This is a genomic window from Noviherbaspirillum sp. FW303-A3 (assembly GCF_058788695.1).
Genome location: NZ_JBYTAZ010000001.1, coordinates 1,651,325 through 1,666,947, shown reverse-complemented (window position 1 = coordinate 1,666,947; position 15,623 = coordinate 1,651,325). Strand labels below are relative to the sequence as shown.

The following is a 15,623-nucleotide window of genomic DNA, read 5'->3' as shown; positions in this document are numbered from 1 at the left end:
AGGCGGTCTTGAGCCTTGGTCCGGTTCCTTCCCCCTTGCAGGGGGAAGGAACCGGTGCGAGATCATTTTGACAACAAGGACTTCGCCGTCCCCACAATCAACTCCCGCAGCCACTTGTGCTCCGGCGCATGATGCACCCGCTCATGCCACAGCTGGTAGAAGCGCATCGCAGGGAACTTCACCGGCACGGTGAATATTTTCAGCGGCAGGTTCTTTTCGTAGAAGCGCATGAACTGCCGGCCGGTCGTCAGCACCAGGTCGCTGCGCGTGAGCATGTAGGGGATCAGGCCGAAATAGGCCGATTCCACCACGACGTTGCGGTGCAGGTTCTGCTTCGCGAGGAAGGATTCGATCACGCCCGAGTACCCGGGCAGCATCTGCGAGGGTGCCACATGGGGCAGCGACAGGTAGTCCTCCACCGTCATGTCGTCGGGCCCGGTGCGCAGCGCGTAGGCGCAGTCGGCGCGCATGATGCAGGCAATCTCGTCCTCGAACAGTTTCGACATGTGCAGGTGTTCCGGCGGCTCGTCCCAGTTGGCGATCACCACATCGAGTTCACCGTCGGACAGCAGTTTCAGGTAATCGCTGTCGGCGCCCATGTTGTGGATGACGACACGGCTCTTCGGCGACTCGCGCCGCACGGTGGCGACGATGTTGGGCAGGAACTGGCTGTCGAGGTAGTCCGGGGCGGCGATGTGAAAGGTCCGCGCCTCCTGCTGGGGCGCGAAGGCCGTCTTCTGCGCGAACAGCTTCTCGGTCTCGTCCAGGATCTGCTTGGCCGGCTTGAGCAGGCTCTCGCCGTGCTGCGTCGGCACCATGCCGCGCGCGCCGCGCACCAGCAGGGGATCGCCGGTCAGTTCGCGCAACTTGCGCAGCGAGGCGGAGATCGAGGGCTGGGGCTGGTTGAGCTTGAGCGCCACCCGTGAAACGTTCTTCTCGGACAGAAGCAGGTAGAGGATACGTATAAGATGGATATCCAGATGATCCGGCAGGCCCGACATTGCGTCCCCTCTATATTGGTATAGGTATGTAAAATATAATGGACACCCGATGTTTCGGGGTAGAAAAAAGTCTATCTTGTTACGGCAGTGCGTCACATGGCCCATGGCGAATGCCGGGTATATCGGAATTCGCATTGGCAAGTTCATACCGGTCGCAGCGGAGCTCTAAAAGGTTCGCGACCATCCCACCGGGAGAAATCCCCCTCGTCTGAAGCGCCCGCGGAGGCAGACGAGCTTCTGTCTATGAGGAATACATGGAAGCTTTGTTGCTCAATTACGGCGCCGAATGGCTCAACTTGCTGGTTCGCTGGCTCCACCTGATCACCGGCATCGCCTGGATCGGTGCGTCCTTCTACTTCGTCTGGCTCGACAATTCGATCAGGCCGCCCAGGGCCGGCTCCGACCTGGAAAAGGCCGGCGTGGCGGGCGAACTCTGGGCCGTGCATGGCGGCGGTTTCTACAATCCGCAGAAATACCTGGTCGCGCCCAAGCAGCTCCCCGAAGAGCTGCACTGGTTCAAGTGGGAGGCCTACTCCACCTGGCTGTCGGGTTTCGCGCTGCTGTTCATCGTTTACTACTTCAACCCCTCGGCGATGATGATCGACAAATCGGTTGCCGATATTTCCGGCACGCAGGCCGTGCTGATTGGCCTCGGTACGCTGGTGGCCGGCTGGGTGGTGTACGACTTGCTGTGCAAGTCGCCGCTCGGCCAGCGCGACGGCGCGCTCGGCATCGTCATGTACGTGCTGATCGTCGGCGCGGCATATGTGCTGTCCAAGCTGCTCGGCGGTCGCGCGGCCTACATCCATGTCGGGGCAATGATCGGCACCATGATGGTGGGTAACGTGCTCATGCAGATCATCCCCGGCCAGCGCAAGCTGGTCGATGCGATGAAGCAGGGGAAGTCCCCGGACCCGATCTACGGCAAGCGCGCCAAGCAGCGTTCGGTGCACAACAATTACTTCACGCTGCCGGTGCTGTTCATCATGATCAGCAACCACTACGCGATGACTTACAGCCATCCGTACAACTGGCTGGTCCTGGCCGGGATCATGGCGGCCGGCGTGCTGATTCGCCACTTCTTCAACCTCAGGCACAAGGGACAGGTTGCATGGGGCTATCCGGCGGCGGGCGTTGCGCTGCTGGCGGTGGTGGCCATTGCGATCGCGCCCAAGCCTGTTGCGAAGCCGGCGGCGGGCGCTGCCGTCGATACGGCAAAGATCATGCCGGTGATCCAGCAGCGTTGCGCGGTCTGCCATTCCGACAAGCCGACCCACAACGGTTTTGCCACGGCGCCGGCGGGTGTCATGCTGCATACGCCGGAACTGGTGCGCCAGAATGCGGCCCGGGTGTACCAGCAGACGGTGCAGCTGAAGTCGATGCCGATCGGGAACCTGACCAACATGACCGACGATGAGCGTGCGCTCGTTGGGCAGTGGTTTGCGGCAGGGGCAAAGTAAATATCCATAGCTGCCTTCTCCCGCAGGCGGGAGAGGGGGGCTCCAGAATCACGAGAGACTTAAATCATGACAACCACGATCAACATCGACGGCTTCACCCTCACCGCCGAACAAGTCATCGCCATCGCCCGCGACCCGCAGGTCAAGGTCGGCCTCGCCCAATCTTCGCGCGACGCGCTCAAGCAGAGCCGCGACTACATCGAATCCACCTGGATGCACGATGAAGCGCCGATGATGTACAGCTTCAACACCGGCGTCGGCCTGCTGAAGGACACGCGCATCAAGGTCGAGCACATCGAACTGTTCCAGACACAGATGATCCGCGCGCATGCTGCAGGGATGGGCGAGCCGTTTTCCGAAGAGGTCAGCCGCGCCACCATGCTGCTGCGCGCGAATGCCTTCTCCAGCAACTACTCCGCGCCGCGGGTGGAAGTGGTGGACCGGCTGCTCGCCTTCATCAATGCCGGCATCCATCCGCTCATGCCGCAGAAGGGCTCGGTCGGCGCTTCGGGCGACCTGGCGCCGCTGTCCTACCTCGCCGCCGCGATCGCCGGCTTCGATGAGGCGGAAGTGATGTACCAGGGCAAGCGCATGAGCGCGCCGGAGGCGATCCTGAAGTCCGGCGTCGGCCCGGTGAAATTCGACCTCAAGGCGAAGGATGCCTCTGCGCTGATCAACGGATGCACGGTGTCGCTCGCGGTTGCCGTGCTGGCGGCGCATGACGCGCGCAATCTGCTGTCGGACGCCTGCCTGTCGCTCGGCCTGACGCTGGAGGCGATGCGCGCGGAAATGGCCGGTTTCGACGAGCGCATCCACCTGGCGCGTCCGCATGCCGGACAGGTCAAGACTGCCGCCATCATCCGCAACCTGCTGAAGGGTTCCACCAGGACCACGCATGAAGCGCGCGCCGTGCAATTCCCGGACGAACTGCGCCGTACCGACATTCCCTACACACCGCGCATCCAGGACGTGTATTCGCTGCGCTGCGCGCCGCAGGTGTACGGCCCGGTGTTCGATGCGCTGGATTACATCGACACCATCGTTGCCAAGGAAATCAACTCCGCCACCGACAATCCGCTGATCTTCGGCAAGGACGGCGGCGGTTTCGAGATCATCTCGGGCGGTAATTTCCACGGCCAGTACCTCGCGCAGGCGATGGACCTGCTGGCGATGGCGATCACCGACCTCGGCAGCATCTGCGAGCGCCGCATCGCGCGCCTGATCGATCCCACGCTCTCATGGGGCTTGCCGCGCAACCTGATGACAGGCATCCGCGGTGTCAACACCGGCTACCCGGTCGTGCAATGTTCGATGAGTTCGCTGGTCATGGAAAACCGTACGCTGTGCATGCCGGGCAGCGTCGACAGCATTCCGTCCAAGGGTAACAGTGAAGACCACATCTCCAACTCGACCTGGTGTGCGCGCAAGGCGGCGACCGTGGTGGCCAATACGCAGTACATCATCGGTGTGGAAATGCTGCTCGCCGCGCAGGCACTGACGATGACCGAATCGCTGCTTCCCGGCTTTGTGCTCGGGCAGGGCACGCAGGCGGCCTATGACGAAGTGCGGCGCCAGATTCCAGCCTGCCTTGATGGAGACCGCTGGTTCCACAACGATATCCAGGTGGCGCAGTCCTTTGTCACCAGCGGATCGGTGCGCGCCGCAGTGGAGAAGAAGATCGGCCGCTTCGTCTGAAAAAGTTTGTAAGCAAGACTCCCGAGGAGTGTGATTGGGGCAGGGTAACCTGCCCCTTTTTTGTTTCCGTCATTGCGTGTGTTCAGGGCCTGTTCGATGTTATCGGCATGGCGGCAGCCTGATCCATGTGTCCCCACTCAGGATCGCGGCTCGATTGTGCGCAATACCCGGCAGGGATTGCCGGCGGCGAATACGCCTGCGGGCACATCGTTCGTCACCACGCTCCCCGCGCCGATGACGGAGCCGGCCCCGATGCTGACGCCGGGGCAAATAATCGCACCGCCTCCGATCCATGTGTCGTCACCGATCTCGATGGCCTTTCCGAGTTCCAGGCCTGTGCGGCGTTCTTCCGCATTCATCGGGTGGGTCGCGGTATAGACCTGTACCGACGGTCCGAACAGGACGCGCGAACCGATGCGCACGGCGGCGACATCGAGGACCACGCAGTTGAAATTGAAGAAGACCTTCTCGCCCAGGACGATGTTGCTGCCGTAGTCGCAGTAGAAGGGCGGCTCGATCCAGGTATCGGCGCCCTGCGACGGGATCAGCTCGCGCAGCAGCCGTGCCCGCTCTTCGACCTGGTCGTCGCGCGTGCCGTTCAGGTCATTCAGCAGCAATCGCGCCCTGCGCCGCTCGGCGGAAAGCTGCGCGTCCCGCGGGTCGTACAGTTCGCCCGCCAGCATCTTTTCCCGTTCTGTCTTCGTCATCGCGCCGGGCATCGATCAAACCAGTGTGACGCCGATGTCGAACCGGGCGTTGAATCCCCCGCCTGGCGCGTCCGCAACCTCGGCCATCAGGAACCGTCCTCCGCGACGAAAAAGGCCGTCGTTCTCGTTTCTCAGCACCAGCCGGCCCGGCCTCGCATACGGGGCGGACGCGAGCACGCGATCGTTGATGCTGTCCGGGAAATACAGCTGGGAAGTGAACTCCGCATCGCGCCCCGAGCGCGCCTTCATTCTTACCTTGAAGTGCACGTGCACCGCCCTGCCCGGATAGGAGCCGGGATAGATGGTCGTAAAGCGCGTCGTCCCGCCGGCATCGGTCACCTGGTAGCCACGCAGGAATTTCTTGCCGCGCGTATCGAAGCTTCCATCCATCGCATCGGAGTAGGTGCCGGCCGCATCGCAGTGCCAGACGTCGACAATGGCGCCGGGCAGGGGCGCGCATCGGCTGCCTTCGACGGCATGCACGCGCAGTGTCAGTGCGAGCGGAATGCCGCTCCTCATCGTGCCGTCCGTCGGATCGCTGCGAATATCGCTGCGGTTCAGCATGAAGTCGGAAAAATAGGGGCCTTCGGTCTGTTCCGGTGTCACGACACACAAGGGCATTGGGGCCGCGGGCTGCGCGCGGGCGGGCCCGGCAAGCAGCGTGGCGCCAAGCATCAGCAAGGCTTCCCGGCGGCTGACGCCGGTTTCCGGTTGTGGAGCATGTTCACCCATGGGCAACGTCCTTTCAGCGGATCGGGACATCGGTTTGCTGATCCCAGTGTACATCGCGCGGGAGGAACCGGTTTGGGGCACGTCTAACTTCCCCCAGGCATGACAACCTGAAGTTTGCGACGCGGATTTTTTATCTTGTGCCAGCGCAGGAATCTTTGCGAGATGGCAGGGTCGAACCGGAAAGCTTGAAGGCCGGCACTCTTGAATTCTTACCCCGATGCAACCGGCGACAAGCCGGTCACAACGCCTGCGACTCCCGTATCCCACCGTTCGGTCCGGACCTTCCTGAGCTGGCTCGTGCTGGCCTGCCTGTTGCCGGGCGTCATCGGCGCCGTTGTACTCTTCGTTTACGAGTACCATGCCAGCCGTGCCCAGCAGCAAAAGGATACGATCCAGACCTCCCGCGCCCTGGTGCAGGCGGTGGACAACCACCTCCTGCGCGTGCAGGCCATTGCCCAGGCGCTGTCCCGCTCCGACGCGCTTCTCGGGGGCGACTTTTCGCGGTTTCATCAAGTCGCGCGCGAAACCCTGGCGCTCTCCGGACTCAGTTCCAACCTTGTGCTGCGGGATGAATACGGCAGGCAACTCATCAACACCGCTGTGGATTACACCAGGCCGTTGACGCCCCTGCCGGCGCCGGAACAGGTGCGCGGCGTCTTCTTTAGCGGAAAGCCGACCATTTCCGATGTCTTCATGGATCCCGTCCTCAAGCAACCCGTGATCAGCGTCGATGTGCCCATCGTGCTGAATGACGAGGTGGTCTATGCGCTCGGCATCGGTATCCTCCCATCGCATTTCGATGCATTGCTGAAAGCGCAAAACCTGCCGCCCAACTGGATAGCCGGCGTGTTCGACAGCGTGGGAACGATCGCCGGTCGTACCCACACCCCCGACATGTACGTCGGTCGCAAGGCCAATCCGCGGCTGCTGCGCGCGATGGCCGAATCTTCCGAGGGCTCCGTCGACGTCACGACGCTGGAGAAAGCGGAACTCAGATCATTCTTCAGCCGCTCGCCGGTGACGAACTGGAGGGTGTCGATCGGCATTCCGCGCGCGCATATCCAGGCCGAACTGGCACGGACCTTGTCGATGCTGGCGCTGGGGGTGGCCGTCCTGTTCGGTATCTGCCTGGTCATGGCCCGTATCGTGGGAGGACGCATTGCGCGTTCGGTACAGGCGCTGACGGCGCCCGCCACTGCCCTGGGCGCAGGCATGGCGATGCCGGTGCCGGACGTGCATCTCAAGGAGGCAGCGGAAGTGGCCACCGCCATCGGCCGCGCAGCCCGCCTGCTGCAGGAGCGCGACGACGAACTGGCGGAGGCTCATCGGCTGGCCCAGTTCGGCACCTGGCACTGGGACCTCGTCACAGGAAAGGTCAGCATCTCCGATTCATTGCGCGAGGTGTACGGGCGCGACGTGCCCGATTTTTCCGGCATGCGCGGCACCATACTGCCGCCGGAATCCTGGGACCGCCTCGATGCGGCGCTGCAGGAAGCCATGTGCCACGGAAAGGGGTACGACCTGGAGATACAGGTCATCCACGCAAGCGGCGATCTCATCTGGGTCAACGCCAAAGGCGAGGCCGTATTGAATGAACACGGCGATGTGGTTGCGCTGCGCGGCATGATGCAGGACATTACCGAACGCAAGCGGGCCGCCGACCTGCTGCGCGAGTCCGAGGAGAAGCTGCGCGCCGCCGCCCTGCACGACGCATTGACGGGATTGCCCAACCGCGCCCTGGTGATGGACTTCTGCGAGCGCATGCTCGCCGCCGCACAGCGGGGCCACGGGCAGGGGGCGCTGCTGTTCATCGACCTCGACCGCTTCAAGCCCATCAATGACCTGTACGGGCACGAGACCGGCGACCGCGTGCTGCTGGAAGTCGGCCGGCGTCTGTCGCAATGCACGAGGAACGAAGACCTGGTCGGACGACTTGGCGGCGATGAGTTCGTCATTGTCCTCGCGCACCTCGACGCCAGCCGGTATCGCGCCGGCGCGGTGGCGCGGCACGTGGTCGAAAGCATCAGCCAGCCCTTCCTGATCGATACGCTCGAACTGTCGATCTCGCCGTCCATCGGCATCAGCTATTTCCCGGAACATGCAACCGACGTCAGCACGCTGATGCACAACGCCGACCTCGCGATGTACCAGGCGAAGCAGCTCGGCCGGGCCAATTACCAGTTCTACACCCACGAACTCGACCAGCGCGCCGACGAGGCCTTGCAGCTGGAGCTCCGGCTCAGGAAAGCCATCAGGCAGGACGGCCTGCAACTGGTCTACCAGCCGGTGATCGACATCCGGAGCGGGCGGCTGATCGGCGCCGAAGCACTGGTCCGGCTGGCCGACAATGCCGGCGAAGAGGTCGGGCCGGACAGGTTCATCCCGATTGCCGAATCGGCCGGATTGATCGGGGAACTGGGCGAGTGGGTGGCGGCCGAGGCCTGCCGGCAGCATGCCGCATGGCGCTGCGAAGGATTGAAGATCGTGATCGCCATCAATGTGTCGCCGCTGCAGTTCCGCCAGCGCGCCTTCGCCGAGAAACTCGGCGGCATCATCGCCGATACGGGGATGGATCCTTCCTGTCTCGAGATCGAAGTGACGGAGAGCGCGGTGATGGACAACATCGACGACGCGGTCGAGATCCTCACGCGCATCAAGTCGCTGGGCGTGAAGGTTGCGCTCGACGACTTCGGGACCGGTTATTCCAGCCTGAGCAGCCTGACCAGCCTGCCGCTCGACAAGCTCAAGGTGGACCAGTCGTTCGTGCGCCGCATCGAGCGCGACCAGGCGAGCAGGACGGTGACGGAAGCCATCATCGGGCTCGGCCGCAGCTTGCGGCTGGAGGTGCATGGAGAAGGCATCGAGTCGGAAGACACCTTGCATTACCTTGAAGCGCATGGCTGCAACCAGGCACAGGGATACTGGTTCAGCCGGCCATTGCCGGCGGCCGAGTTCGCGGACTGGTGTCACGAGAAATTCGGGGCGAATCCGGATGACGCTGGCTGGGCGCGTGTGAAGCGACTCTGGGCGCCGCGCGGATAGCTGTCGCCGTCGCCGCGACGCCGCCAGCCCTGCAACACCAGCGCCGCGCCGAAAGACGCATGGACCAGGACCGGCCATGGGTGGCGCTGGGCGTGCCGGCCTTCCTTGCCTTTGTGATGGTGTTCTATCTGATGGTCGAGAAACCGTCCTAGACTCTTGCAACAAGGCAACCTAGAATGGCTCAATGAACTTCTACACGATACGCACCGACATCTGGCAGATGAACCTCCCGGGCGACTGGGAGGAGCGCAAGACGGCCGACGGAAAGTCCCTGTACTTCGAATGCAAGGACGGCACCAAGGGCCTGTACATCGCCACCTGGAGCCTGGCAAGCGATGACCGGCGCACGGCGGAAGAGGTTGCCGGCTCGTTCAAGGCGGCCGACTTGCGGGCGCTGGACGCGATGGATGGCTATGCGTGGCAGATCATCAACCAGGTGAACCGCGCCAATGGCCCGGCCTGCGTGGCGATTACCGATTGCCTGGCGGCGGAAAAGTGCTATCGGGCCATCGGCAAGATCCTCGCCGCCCCGCCTATCGTGGTGAAGGCATCGTTCCACGACTATGCATGCGCCGATTATCAGGTGTCGCACGACTACTTCGTGCCGATCATCGATTCGCTGCGCTTCTTTGTCCCCGACGAGGACAAGCCCGCCTGAGCAAACCGGAAAAAGAAAACCCGGCGGTCTGCCGGGTTCGAGGGTTCAATCGAGGTCAATCGATCAAGCCTGCAGGGCGGGCTTGTGGCCGGCCCTGCACCAGGCGAGGGCTGTCGCCCTTGCCTGAATCAGTTAGAAACGGTGACGGATACCGACGCCGAAGCTGTTGCCGCTGTTCCGGTTGGTGATGCGGTCGTTCATGTAGATCGCATACAGGTCGGTACGCTTGGACAGGTCGTAGTCGTAACCGACGGCAGTCGTGGTGCGCTTCTGGTCGGCGCCGATGACCACGCCTTCACGCTTGGTCTGGGCCCAGGAAGCGAGGATCTTGCCCGCGCCCATCGGCACCGTTGCGCCCAGCGACAGGGTCTTGTCGTCGAGGTCGACGTTGTGCGAGGTCTGGCCGTAGGTCGCGAACAGCTTCGCTGCCTTCAGGTCGTAGGTGCCGCCCAGCATCCATGCCTTCTGGCGCGCGGCGCCGAAGCCGACGGAAGAGCCGGCGGTATGCAGCGGGTTGTTCACTTCCACGGTGTGGTAGAACGCGGTCAGCGCGAGCGGGCCGTTGAAGTACAGCGCGTTGGCGCCGATGTTGTTCACGCCGTTGTTGCCTGCCTGCTCGCCGAGCTGGTAGTGCAGGTTGGCCTTCAGGCCGCCGAAGTCGGGCGTCGTGTAGCGGATCGAATTGCTCCAGCCGGTGTCGCCGGCAACCGAGTTGGACCAGCCGGATGCGTTGAACAGCGGCACGTCCGCGTGCAGGATCAGCGGGGCGAAGGTATAGGAATCGCCGAACGGGTTGAACAGGATGGTCGGCAGGAAGTGCGGCGCCAGTTCACGGCCGAAGGAGATCGCACCGAAGCCGCCGGACAGGCCGACGGTCGCATCGCGCGACCACATCGTGTCGCCGGGGAAGCGGCCTTGCACGCCGGTGTCGGCCTGGAAGAAGCTGGTCAGCAGGAAGTTTGCCTTCAGGCCGCCGCCGAGGTCTTCGGTGCCCTTGAAACCGATCCAGGAAGTCGTCAGCCCGCCGCTGTTGACGACCTTGCGCGCGCTGGCGTCGCCGGCATTGCGCATGGAGCCGGCATAGGCGTCCACCAGGCCCATCACGGTCACATTGGTCTGTGCCATGGCAGGTGCTGCGGTGGCGGCGCACAATGCTGCTGCCAGCGCGAGTTGTTTCAGTTTCAGGCTTGTTTGTTGCATGACGTCTCCTGTTGCGATGCAGTTAAAGAAGCCGGGCCTCCCCGGACGGAATCATTCACGCATCCGCCGCAGCTCCCGATTTCAAGTCGGCAGCCATTCTACTTTTCCTTCTGGCAGTTGCGTAATGGAAATTGGAGAACTTGATCGAAGTCAAGCTTTCTTTTTTGTCAAATCAGCACACTGGCGTGCCGCTTTTTTCAGCACTTGCTTCATCCCTTGCATGTACCCGTTTACCCGCGCTGTAAGTCGCGGCGACGGCCCGGTCGTCACCCAGCAGGGCCAGTGCAAACAGCAGTTCTTCGAGGCTTTCGGTGCGCGACGTGCGGCGCGCGAGCAACGGCGTCGCCTGTGGATCCAATACAACAAAGTCCGCCTCGACGCCTGTTGCAAAATTGCCGATCGTTCCTTCGAGCTGCATGCTGCGCGCGCCGCCGAGCGTGGCCATGTAGAACATGCGCAGCGCCGGCAGGTAGGTGCCGCCCATGCGGGCGATCTTGTACACCTCGTTCATCGTCTGCAGCATCGAGAAGGAAGTGCCTCCGCCCACATCGGTGGCAAGGGACATCGGCACCTGCGCCTCGTCCGCGCGCTTGAAGTCGAACAGGCCGCTGCCGAGGAAGAGGTTGGAGGTCGGGCAGATCGATGCGGCCGACTGCGTTTCGCGCATGCGGGCGCGGTCGTGGTCGTCCAGCCAGATGCAGTGCGCGTACATGGCGCGCGGGCGCATCATGCCGTATTTGTCGTACACGTCGAGGTAACTGCGCGAGTCGGGGAACAGCGACTTCACCCACGCCACTTCATCCGTGTTCTCGGCCACATGCGTCTGCAGGAAGGTATCGGGGTAGGCGCGCGCGAGTTCGCCTGCCAGTTGCAGCTGCGCCTCGGTCGAAGTCGGTGCGAAGCGCGGCGTGATCGCATAGAGCTGGCGGCCGTGATTGTGCCAGGTGTTGATCAGTTCCTCGCTCTGGCGCACGCCGCCTTCTGCGGTATCGCGCAGGAATTCCGGGCAATTGCGGTCCATCAGGATCTTGCCGGCCACCATGCGCAAGTTGCGATTGTGGCTTTCGCCGAAAAAGGCGTTCACCGAAGTCGGATGCACCGTGCAGTAGACCATCGCGGTCGTCGTGCCGCAACGCAGGAGTTCATCGATGAAGAAGCGCGCGACCTCGTGCGCATGCTCGGGATCGTCGAACTTGCGCTCGGTGGGGAAGGTGTAGGTTTCCAGCCACGGCAGCAGGCCGGGCGCCGGCGACGCGATCATGTCGGTCTGCGGGTAATGGATGTGCGTGTCGATGAAACCGGGCACGATCAGCTTGCCGCGGTAGTCGTGTACCGTGGTCTCCGGCGGCAGGGCCTTGTGCAGTTGCGCGTAGTCGCCGGCCGCCTTCACGCGGCCGTCCTCGACGACCAGCAGGCCGTCCTCATGCCATGCATAAGCGTTGTCATCGAAGGCGGGGTCGGCGGTGAAATGCAGGACGCTGGCGCGGTAGGCCTGGCAGCGGGGTGTTGCGGGGTTCAGGGTCATGTAATGCTTTCTTGCTTTCTATCGTAGATTCTGATGCGCTCACCAATCTCCCCTCTTTCGCAGGCGGGGAGGGGCCGGGGGTGAGGGAGTTTGTCAAGGCCTTAAGCGCCCTTGCAATCCCCCTGATCCCCAACCCTCGCTCCGCGCCCCACTTCAGCCCCGCCTGCGGGAGAAGGGGGGCACTTGGTTGGAATGCGCAAGCGTCGGTGTTTGTGCATGAATGCTGCTTTCTTCCTTCTCCCACACCTGCAGCAACTGCGCGCACACCGACGCCGCAATCACCGCCGGCGCCTTGCCGCCGATGCCGGGAACGCCGACCGGGCAGGTCATCGTCGCGAGCGCCGCGGCGTCGATGCCCCGGTCGCGCAGCCGATGCTCGAATTGCATGCGCTTGGTCTTCGACCCGATCAGCCCGAACCAGCCCCGATCAGCGCGCCGCAGGATCGCCTCGCACAGCTGCTGGTCGAGCGCATGGCTGTGCGTCATCACCAGATAGCTGGCGCCGGCCGCCACCTCGTCGACCACCGCTTCCGGCGTGTCGGTTGCCTCGATCTTCACGTTGGCGGGCAAGTCCGCTGGAAAAAGGTCCTCGCGTTCGTCCACCCAGGTCACATGGCAGGGCAGGTCAGCCAGCGCGCGCACGATGGCGGCGCCGACATGGCCGGCGCCGAACAGCACGAGATGCGAGCGGTAGGCCAGGCAGGGATCGACCAGCCAGTTGCAGCCATCGGCGTCCTTCATCACATGGCAGCCGCGCTCCCGGTCAATGTCGGGCAGCGACGGGGGGAGCGATCCTTGCAGGGTTTGGCCATCCGTGTCAATCAGGACAGGTGCAACGGCGGCATCGAGCGCCACCACGCGCCAGCCATCTTGCCGCTGCCGCCAGCGTTCACTGAGTAAATCGTAGTAGCCGTGCATCCCCCCTTCGATACGCTCGAACGCAAGGTGCACGACGCCGCCGCAGCACTGGCCGAGGCTGGGGCCGAGTGCGAACCGTGCGAGGCGACGTTCGGAAGCGGGCAGGGCGGAGGACATGGACAGCATGTCGCGCGCGAGGTCGCAGGCGCGCATTTCGAGATGTCCGCCGCCGATGGTGTCGACCTGTGCATCGCGCGTGACAAGCATCTTCGCCCCCGGTTCACGCGGGCCCGAACCCTCCACGGACGCGACCGTGACCAGCACCGCCGGTTCTGCGCGAACGGTGACGGTATGGATTGCGGCGAGCCAGTTCATCATGTTCAGCTTTCCGTCAGCGGGCAGCGGCACGCACCGCGTCCACCGCATTGAGGATTGCCTCACTGGTCGCAGGTGCATTCAGCGGCGGATTCACCTTGTAATCGCCGACGCTGGCCACTGCGTCGCGGATCGCGAAGAACACCGAGAAAGGCAGCAGCAGCGGCGGTTCGCCCACCGCCTTGGAGCGGTGGATGCTGTCGGAGACATTGCGGTTCTTGTACAGCTTCACGCGGAAGTCGCGCGGACAGTCGGAGATGCCCGGGATCTTGTAGGTGGACGGCGCATGCGTCATCAGCTTGCCCGCTTTGTTCCACCATAGTTCCTCGGTCGTGAGCCAGCCCATGCCCTGGATGAACCCGCCTTCCACCTGGCCGATGTCGATGGCCGGGTTGAGCGAATTGCCGGCGTCGTACAGCGCGTCGGCACGCAACAGTTTCCATTCCCCGGTCAGGGTGTCGACCACTACTTCCGACACCGCCGCGCCGTAGGCGAAGTAGAAGAAAGGATTGCCTGTCATCGTCGCCGCATCCCAGTGCAGGCCCGGCGTGGCGTAGAAGCCGTCCGACCACAGCTGCACGCGGGCGTTGTAGGCCTTGCGCACCACTTCCTGGAAGGGCTGCGGCGTGCCGTCGATATGAATATGGTTGTCGGCAAACCGGATGCTTGCCGGATCGGCCTTCCACGCCTGCGCGGCAAAGGCGGTCAGCCGCTCGCGGATCTGGCGGGCGGCATCCTGCGCGGCCTTGCCGTTCAGGTCGGCGCCGGTCGATGCGGCGGTTGCCGACGTGTTCGCCACCTTGCTGGTATCGGTTGCCGACACGCGCACATGCGACAGGTCCAGCCCGAGCTCATGTGCGACAACCTGCGCCACCTTGGTGTTGACACCCTGTCCCATCTCCGTGCCGCCATGGTTGACGAGCACCGATCCGTCTACGTACACATGCACGAGCGCACCTGCCTGGTTCAGGTGGGTGAGGTTGAAGGCGATGCCGAACTTGAGCGGCGTGAGCGCGATGCCTTTCTTCAGCACCGGGCTCGACGCATTGAAGGCGCGCACGGCGTCGCGGCGCTGGCGATATTCGCTGTCGGCTTCCAGTTCAGCGATGAGTTCGTGGATCACGTTGTCGACCACCTTCTGGCCGTATTGCGTGACGTTGCGGCCTTCTTCGTCATTGCGGCCGTAGAAGTTGATCTTGCGCACGTCAAGCGCATCCTTGCCGAGCGTGCGGGCGATTTCGTCGATGATGTATTCGATGGCGATCGCGCCCTGCGGGCCGCCGAAACCGCGGAAGGCGGTGTTCGACTGCGTGTTGGTCTTGCCGCACAGCGCGAGGATGTCCACGTCGGACAGGTAATAGGTATTGTCGAAGTGGCAGACAGCACGCGTCGCGACCGGGCCGGACAGGTCGGCCGAGTAGCCGGCGCGCGACACCATCTCCACTTTCGCCGCGGTGATGCGGCCATCGTTGTCGTAGCCGACTTCGTATGCATAGTGGAAGTCGTGGCGCTTGCCGGTCACCATCATGTCGTCGTCGCGGTCGGCGCGCAGCTTCACCGGACGGTCCAGCTTCGCCGCCGCAATCGATGCAGCAGCGGCCCACAGCGCGGACTGCGATTCCTTGCCGCCGAAGCCGCCGCCCATGCGCCGGCATTCCACCACCACATGATGCGAATGCAGCCCGAGCGCATGTGCGACCACGTGCTGCATCTCCGACGGATGCTGGGTGGAGCAATAGACATGCATGCCGCGGTCTTCCTTCGGCACTGCGTAGGAAATCTGGCCTTCGAGGTAGAACTGCTCCTGGCCGCCGACATACAGCTCGCCCTTGACGCGGTGCGGAGACTGCTCGAAGGCTTTCCGGAAATCGCCGCGCCGCAGGCGCATCGGCGGGAGCACGAAGGACTGTGCCTCCTTCGCTGCCTGCGGCGTCAGGATCGCGGGCAGTTCCTCATAGTCCACCTTCGCCAGCCGCGCGGCGCGGCGTGCATTGTCGTGGGTATCGGCGATGACCAGGAAGATCGGCTGGCCGACATATTCCACCAGGCCATCAGCCAGGATCGGATCATCGTGGATGATCGGGCCGCAGTCATTGGTCCCGGGAATGTCCTGCGCCGTATAGACGGCGACCACGCCGCGCGACGCCTTTACGTCGGCAAGGTCGATGCCCTTGACGCGGGCATGCGCCTTCTGCGACAGGCCGAGTGCGGCATGCAGCGTGCCTTGCAGTTCCGGTATGTCGTCGACATACCTGGCCTCGCCAAGGACATGCAGGAAGGCGGACTCGTGCGGACGCGGCACGCCGACTTCTGCCCAGTCGCCGGTTTTTTGTTTCAGGAAGGATTCGGTCGTCTTGTTCATGATCGTGT

Annotated in this window: 12 protein-coding genes; 5 read left to right on the top strand and 7 right to left on the bottom strand. The window is 63.5% G+C overall.

The window, feature by feature from the left end:
- Window positions 1-62: 62 nt before the first annotated feature.
- The gene (locus AC3WOY_RS08165) at window positions 63-1,001 is read right to left on the bottom strand and encodes a LysR substrate-binding domain-containing protein (protein ID WP_492422562.1); all 939 of its coding nucleotides are present in this window, start codon (window positions 999-1,001) and stop codon (window positions 63-65) included.
- 254 nt (window positions 1,002-1,255) lie between these two features.
- On the opposite strand from AC3WOY_RS08165, the gene AC3WOY_RS08160 reads away from it, so the two are divergent.
- A complete protein-coding gene (locus AC3WOY_RS08160; RefSeq protein ID WP_492422560.1) occupies window positions 1,256-2,461 on the top strand; it encodes a urate hydroxylase PuuD in 1,206 nt (401 codons plus the stop codon).
- A gap of 66 nt (window positions 2,462-2,527) precedes the next feature.
- On the top strand, window positions 2,528-4,156 hold the full coding sequence (locus AC3WOY_RS08155) for an HAL/PAL/TAL family ammonia-lyase (protein ID WP_492422558.1): 1,629 nt from the start codon (window positions 2,528-2,530) through the stop codon (window positions 4,154-4,156).
- Between the two features lie 137 nt (window positions 4,157-4,293).
- Here the strand turns inward: AC3WOY_RS08155 and AC3WOY_RS08150 are convergent, their stop codons facing one another.
- Together AC3WOY_RS08150 and AC3WOY_RS08145 are read right to left on the bottom strand one after the other, a co-directional pair.
- Window positions 4,294-4,863 carry a sugar O-acetyltransferase gene (locus tag AC3WOY_RS08150; RefSeq protein ID WP_492422556.1) on the bottom strand — a complete coding sequence of 190 codons (570 nt, stop codon included), beginning with the start codon at window positions 4,861-4,863 and terminating at the stop codon, window positions 4,294-4,296.
- 15 nt (window positions 4,864-4,878) lie between these two features.
- Complete coding sequence (locus AC3WOY_RS08145) at window positions 4,879-5,595, bottom strand: intradiol ring-cleavage dioxygenase (RefSeq protein WP_492422554.1); 717 nt, start codon at window positions 5,593-5,595, stop codon at window positions 4,879-4,881.
- A gap of 201 nt (window positions 5,596-5,796) precedes the next feature.
- Between AC3WOY_RS08145 and AC3WOY_RS08140 the strand changes: the two genes are divergently transcribed.
- From AC3WOY_RS08140 to AC3WOY_RS08130, 3 genes are read left to right on the top strand one after another with little or no spacing between them, the layout of a single operon-like run.
- Window positions 5,797-8,637, top strand: coding sequence for a bifunctional diguanylate cyclase/phosphodiesterase (locus tag AC3WOY_RS08140; protein ID WP_492422552.1), 2,841 nt, complete (start codon window positions 5,797-5,799; stop codon window positions 8,635-8,637).
- Complete coding sequence (locus tag AC3WOY_RS08135) at window positions 8,598-8,789, top strand: DUF2269 family protein (protein ID WP_492429231.1); 192 nt, start codon at window positions 8,598-8,600, stop codon at window positions 8,787-8,789. Before AC3WOY_RS08140 ends, AC3WOY_RS08135 begins: the two co-directional genes overlap by 40 nt.
- Before the next feature lie 32 nt (window positions 8,790-8,821).
- The gene (locus tag AC3WOY_RS08130) at window positions 8,822-9,295 is read left to right on the top strand and encodes a hypothetical protein (RefSeq protein WP_492422550.1); all 474 of its coding nucleotides are present in this window, start codon (window positions 8,822-8,824) and stop codon (window positions 9,293-9,295) included.
- 132 nt (window positions 9,296-9,427) lie between these two features.
- Here AC3WOY_RS08130 and AC3WOY_RS08125 read toward each other — a convergent pair whose 3' ends face one another.
- The 4 genes from AC3WOY_RS08125 to xdhB all read right to left on the bottom strand — a co-directional run bounded on the left by AC3WOY_RS08125 (window position 9,428) and on the right by xdhB (window position 15,615).
- Window positions 9,428-10,495 (bottom strand): porin, encoded by a 1,068-nt coding sequence (locus tag AC3WOY_RS08125; RefSeq protein WP_492422548.1) that lies wholly within the window; start codon window positions 10,493-10,495, stop codon window positions 9,428-9,430.
- A 172-nt stretch (window positions 10,496-10,667) separates the two neighbouring features.
- Window positions 10,668-12,020, bottom strand: a complete 1,353-nt coding sequence (guaD, locus tag AC3WOY_RS08120) for a guanine deaminase (RefSeq protein WP_492422546.1) — start codon at window positions 12,018-12,020, stop codon at window positions 10,668-10,670.
- Window positions 12,021-12,173: 153 nt separating this feature from the next.
- Window positions 12,174-13,256, bottom strand: a complete 1,083-nt coding sequence (xdhC, locus tag AC3WOY_RS08115; RefSeq protein ID WP_492422544.1) for a xanthine dehydrogenase accessory protein XdhC — start codon at window positions 13,254-13,256, stop codon at window positions 12,174-12,176.
- A gap of 13 nt (window positions 13,257-13,269) precedes the next feature.
- Window positions 13,270-15,615 carry a xanthine dehydrogenase molybdopterin binding subunit gene (xdhB, locus tag AC3WOY_RS08110; protein WP_492422542.1) on the bottom strand — a complete coding sequence of 782 codons (2,346 nt, stop codon included), beginning with the start codon at window positions 15,613-15,615 and terminating at the stop codon, window positions 13,270-13,272.
- Window positions 15,616-15,623 lie beyond the last annotated feature (8 nt).

Excerpts from the sequence above, each read along its gene's own strand:
- AC3WOY_RS08130 (WP_492422550.1), top strand. The coding sequence starts at position 8,822 with ATGAACTTCTACACGATACGCACCGACATCTGGCAGATGAACCTCCCG.
- guaD (WP_492422546.1), bottom strand. The coding sequence starts at position 12,020 with ATGACCCTGAACCCCGCAACACCCCGCTGCCAGGCCTACCGCGCCAGC.
- AC3WOY_RS08125 (WP_492422548.1), bottom strand. The coding sequence starts at position 10,495 with ATGCAACAAACAAGCCTGAAACTGAAACAACTCGCGCTGGCAGCAGCA.
- xdhB (WP_492422542.1), bottom strand. The coding sequence starts at position 15,615 with ATGAACAAGACGACCGAATCCTTCCTGAAACAAAAAACCGGCGACTGG.
- AC3WOY_RS08145 (WP_492422554.1), bottom strand. The coding sequence starts at position 5,595 with ATGGGTGAACATGCTCCACAACCGGAAACCGGCGTCAGCCGCCGGGAA.
- AC3WOY_RS08160 (WP_492422560.1), top strand. The coding sequence starts at position 1,256 with ATGGAAGCTTTGTTGCTCAATTACGGCGCCGAATGGCTCAACTTGCTG.
- xdhC (WP_492422544.1), bottom strand. The coding sequence starts at position 13,256 with ATGATGAACTGGCTCGCCGCAATCCATACCGTCACCGTTCGCGCAGAA.
- AC3WOY_RS08155 (WP_492422558.1), top strand. The coding sequence starts at position 2,528 with ATGACAACCACGATCAACATCGACGGCTTCACCCTCACCGCCGAACAA.
- AC3WOY_RS08150 (WP_492422556.1), bottom strand. The coding sequence starts at position 4,863 with ATGACGAAGACAGAACGGGAAAAGATGCTGGCGGGCGAACTGTACGAC.
- AC3WOY_RS08165 (WP_492422562.1), bottom strand. The coding sequence starts at position 1,001 with ATGTCGGGCCTGCCGGATCATCTGGATATCCATCTTATACGTATCCTC.